Annotated in this window: 3 protein-coding genes and 1 pseudogene; 3 read left to right on the top strand and 1 reads right to left on the bottom strand. The window is 36.2% G+C overall.

Annotation, left to right across the window (positions count from 1 at the left end; genetic code table 11):
- The 3 genes from EI162_RS13520 to EI162_RS13510 all read left to right on the top strand — a co-directional run.
- Nucleotides 1–1,808 (top strand): hypothetical protein (locus EI162_RS13520; protein ID WP_225737004.1); only part of this gene is annotated, 1,808 nt, incomplete at its 5' end.
- On the top strand, nucleotides 1,805–3,865 hold the full coding sequence (locus EI162_RS13515; protein ID WP_192524836.1) for a hypothetical protein: 2,061 nt from the start codon (nucleotides 1,805–1,807) through the stop codon (nucleotides 3,863–3,865). The genes EI162_RS13520 and EI162_RS13515, both read left to right, overlap by 4 nt.
- Nucleotides 3,846–4,286 (top strand): hypothetical protein, encoded by a 441-nt coding sequence (locus tag EI162_RS13510; protein ID WP_192524835.1) that lies wholly within the window; start codon nucleotides 3,846–3,848, stop codon nucleotides 4,284–4,286. The genes EI162_RS13515 and EI162_RS13510 overlap by 20 nt, the downstream gene beginning before the upstream one ends.
- Nucleotides 4,287–4,349: 63 nt before the next feature.
- Here the strand turns inward: EI162_RS13510 and EI162_RS14965 are convergent.
- Nucleotides 4,350–4,481 (bottom strand): annotated as a pseudogene (locus tag EI162_RS14965) (IS3 family transposase); the annotation flags it as partial.
- Nucleotides 4,482–4,543 lie beyond the last annotated feature (62 nt).

Genomic DNA, 4,543 nt, shown 5'->3' with positions numbered 1-4,543 from the left:
TAATACGCTTAGTTTACCAAGTTTACTTGTACGGTTTTGTCAGCATAGCTCAATGGGCCTATCAAGAGATATCAAAGATGATTGAGTATGATCTCAGCTTTCCACAAATTACTACACAGGGTACTAGAACTCCTTGGGATTTAGAGGTGTTTTTGTATAAAGGAGCGCCTAGTACTGACCGTAAAATTGTTATTGAAGCTATCAAGAGAGGGGATTTTGGCACAGTAGAGACAAAACGAATTCCATTAGTTTTTGCTTTTCATGAAGCGCTAACTTGTTTTATAGTTAAAGGAAAGGCTCGCACTACATTGATTAACAATTTATTGATTTTAAGGGATTTATATGCTTGGGCAGATACTCACTCAGAAGAAATGACAGTTGAAAGTGTTGTCAATAGTTTTTGTCTATGGACAGAGTATTTATTAGAACGCGTACATATAAAGCAGAATATGGCTGAACGAACTGCGTATAGCATGGCTGCTAAAATGTCCAATCTAATTGCTAGAGCTCTTAAGCTTGAGGGAATGAAACCAGGGAGAAATGTTTTATGCTTAACACGTATAACAAGACCTGAAGATAAAAAAGAGATTTTAGGTATACAAAACGATAAGGACAACGTAAAGAAGTTATTTGAATTCGGAAATATATTAACAGCAATATGTAGTAGTTTAGATGTCAACACAATTAGAGGGGAGCTACCAATATATATATCTGCTCCTAATAACATAGTAATAGAAGTTGCAGGTCGTTTGCTCAAGCCTAATCTAGATTTGTCCACAATTACTGATGAAAATTTATTACGAGCAGCGACTAGAAGTCGCCGAGCTATGTTAGATAGTGAGCATATTTTCGAAAAGAATGCGCGATTTCCTATTTTAAGACTGCGTGTAGAGTGCGAGTTACTAATTTTTATTGCACAAACTGGAATGAATTTATCGCAAGCCGAACAAATAGATAAAAGTAATTATAGGTGGCAAACTAACGGTGAGGATTTTGACGTTTTTCGCGTATATAAAAATCGGCGGCAAGGAGATGCTTTATTTTGTTGCTTTAAAGCATATCGTAACCATTTTAATACTTACTTATCATGGCTAGAAGATACTGGATTAAGTGATCATGATAATCGACTTTTTCCGTTTTTTGGTAGGTCTATGGGGGGCAAAGGTGAAAAATCGGCTGCAACGTTTAAGTCTACAAGATTAGTATTTAAAAAAATAGGTAAAACATTCTACAGTCCTAAGACGTTACGTTCTAATCGTGTAAATTGGATACTGAGGTATACTAAAGATTCTAAACTCACAGCTAATATGGTTGCACATGATGAAAGCACTCTGCTAAGACATTATGAAAAGCCAGATTATCAGTCAGTAGCAACTGAAATTATTCAGTTTCATTCCAATAATCAACAAGCCTACTCACCACCCGGCCCTGGGGTTTGCATAGCTGAGAGGCAGCCAGTAACTATCAGTAATTTTTCTACGAACTCTCCTGATCCTGACTGTATTAGTTCTGATGGTTGTTTGTTTTGTGACAAACATCGAGATATCATGAATATGGATTATTGTTGGAAACTATCCTCATATGCATATTTAAAAAAACTTGAGCTCAATATTCTTTACTCTTCTGTTGATCGTGAAAAAGATCCAAACTATAGGGTGCTTGAACGAATTATGAAAAAGTTAGAGAGTATATCTAAAGAAAATAAAAATCAATTGAAGTGGGTTGAACAGGCTAACGATTCAGTACGGGCAGGTATCTTTCATCCATATTGGGATGGTCATATACGGTTGATGGAAATAGTTATATGAATTTAAATAGCCTTCCAGGCCTACAAATTAAAACTACTTTTCAATTTAAAGATGCACCCAACTTTAAACCAGACTGTTGGCCGCCGAGGAAGGATTTTCCAGTGACCCTGGACTTAGAAGGTAATGTTTTATCTAGATACGGTGATGTTAGATGGGATCTATCCGTATGGGTTGGACATAAATTAAGTATATATTTTGGTGATGGAGTTGGGAGAGGTAGGAAAATAAGCTCAGAAAATGGAATCATCTTACGTCAGATAGCGGCATGGTGGATCTGGGGGCCGGATGCTGTAAAAACCGCAAAATCTCTAGTTAGAAAATTTGCTCTAATAAAGCCTTTGTTTTGGGTTTGTACAGATCACGGGATTTTAGCTACAGAAATCTATAAATATCCAGAAATAATCGACAAGTTAGCAAGTGAATATTTAACAAGAAAAGCTACATTTATACCATGCTTAGTTCAATTATTCTTAGCAAAAGATTATTTAGGTTTTGTACTTATTAATGAAGAAGGAATGACGAACCTTAGTAATATGTTGTATGTGAAAGAATCTACTCAAACAGCGTATATCCCCCCTAGAATATGGAGTTATCAGGTTCTGAGGTTGAGAGAGTGCTTGGAAGATTTCTTAAGTCACAAAGAAGGTATTATTGATTGCTATAACTTTTGTTTAGATTTATATGCTAATAACGCAGGTGGAAGTTTATCAAACGCATTTCCTATAAATATAGCTGATAGACCCTTTAGAGAGGTTAAGCGTCCAAATAGAATTAGTCCAGATGCAGATTTTTACAAAAATAGCTCAGGTAAAGTTTTCTATCGTAGCTTTAATATAATTGCTAAACGTTATGGCATAGAAGATTTGTTAGAAAAGTGGACAGGATCAAAAATCAGTATAAGCCTAAGAAATCTCTCAAGCTATTTAAGTTTACTGAGTGTCGTAGGTTTGGCATATACCCTTAACTTTTCATTAATGAGAGTTCAGGAAGGTAGCCGACTACATGCTAACTCGTACGAAATAGAAAAAGATGAATTATGCAATGAGATCCATACTATTAGAGGCTCAACGACCAAAACTATGTACGATGACAATGCCAGATGGATAGTACCACCCACTGTTAAAATGGCAATTGATATTATGGAAGTTGTTGCAAATCTGAGGATGATAGCAGCTAAAGAAAACCCTCATATAGAATTAACTCAAGAAGATATTAATAGACCTATATTGCAAGCTTTTATACATGAGCCATGGGGAGACAACTCACCTAGAACTAAGCTCAACAATAAATATAAAAAAATGTTTTCATATAATGAAGCTAAAACTATGTGGCCAAAGCTTTTCGATCTTGAAAAGTTAAATATCACTAAGGAAGATTTAGAAATAGCTAATAGATTAACAAGTGGTCTTGACCCTGAAAGGTATGCTGTAGGAAAGCCTTGGCCATTAGCATGGCACCAACTACGAAGAACAGGAGCTGTTAATATGCTAGCAAGTGGATTAGTAACAGAATCCTCATTACAGTTTCAGCTAAAACATGCTAATAGAGCGATGAGTATGTATTATGGGAAAAATTATTATAAGTTGGTCGAACCACTGAGCGAAGATGCTCGTAATATCTATCTGCGTGAGATATACGAAACAATAGTACGAAATTTTAAGCAACTACAAAAAGATCAGTATGTCTCTCCACATGGTGAAAAGCGCAAGAGTCAAATATTATCTAAAATATCAGAGAAAGATCATAAGCAACTAATAAGTGCTGCGAAGAAAGGCAAAATAAGTTATCGTCAGACACTCTTGGGTGGCTGTGCTAAGCCTGGAGCGCCTTGTCCGTTTGGAGGTTTTTCTAATATCAGTAACTGTATGGGATATGGTGAAAGACTACCTTGCGACTCCATTTTATTGGATAAGAAGAATCTTCCTGAAATTAAGGAGCTTAATAAAATAATAAGTGTGCAGATAGAGGACTCAGAAAAAGACTCCCCACTATACATTGCCTTAAATGCACAGTTAGAGTCATCAGAGAGAGCTATAAATGTCATCGAAAATAATTGAACTAAAAAAGTTAAGTAAAGCTGAACTTAAATTTCGTGAGGCATTTGAACGTCTCAAGTTGAATAGACCTAAGGTTCTACCAAGAGGTACTCTTCTAAGTCAAAATAACGTTGCTAAAGAAGCAGGTGTAGATCCCTCTGCATTACGTCGTAGTCGTTATCCAGAGTTGGTTAAAGAAATTCAGATCTATATTGAAGGTAATAAAGAGACCCAAGTCCATAGCTCGTCTAGACAGTTAGTCCTTGCACAACGAGCAAGTAATAGAAGCTTACGCGTCCGTATTGAATCAATAACCGATCAACGTGACAATACTCTATCTATGCTTCTTGAAGCAGAACTTAAAATAATTCAGTTGAGTTCAGAAAATGAGAGTTTAAAGAAAAGGTTGCCACCAGTGAATGCTACTTACATTGAAAGCTGAGTAAAAAACGTTTTCTCAATTTAATGAACCGCCCCGACTATATCGGAGGCTGATTTACTTGAGTCAGGCAGCCATGCCTGACAGGACTAAATTATCATAATACCGTTTTTCAAACTCAAAAGGTGGCACATAACCAATGGTACTGTGCAATCGTGTTTTATTGAACCAGTCCACCCATTCAAGGGTGAGCCTTTCCCAAAAACTGTGTAACTGCTTATAATCCACTAACAGGAGAATAAGCAATGACTACTCAATCT

Source organism: Psychrobacter sp. FME6 (assembly GCF_014861365.1).
Taxonomy (GTDB): domain Bacteria; phylum Pseudomonadota; class Gammaproteobacteria; order Pseudomonadales; family Moraxellaceae; genus Psychrobacter.
This window is presented reverse-complemented; position numbering and strand designations above follow the sequence as displayed.

Bases quoted from the DNA above. Each gene is read 5' to 3' on its own strand.
- EI162_RS13515 (WP_192524836.1), top strand. From the start codon at position 1,805: ATGAATTTAAATAGCCTTCCAGGCCTACAAATTAAAACTACTTTTCAA.
- EI162_RS13510 (WP_192524835.1), top strand. From the start codon at position 3,846: ATGTCATCGAAAATAATTGAACTAAAAAAGTTAAGTAAAGCTGAACTT.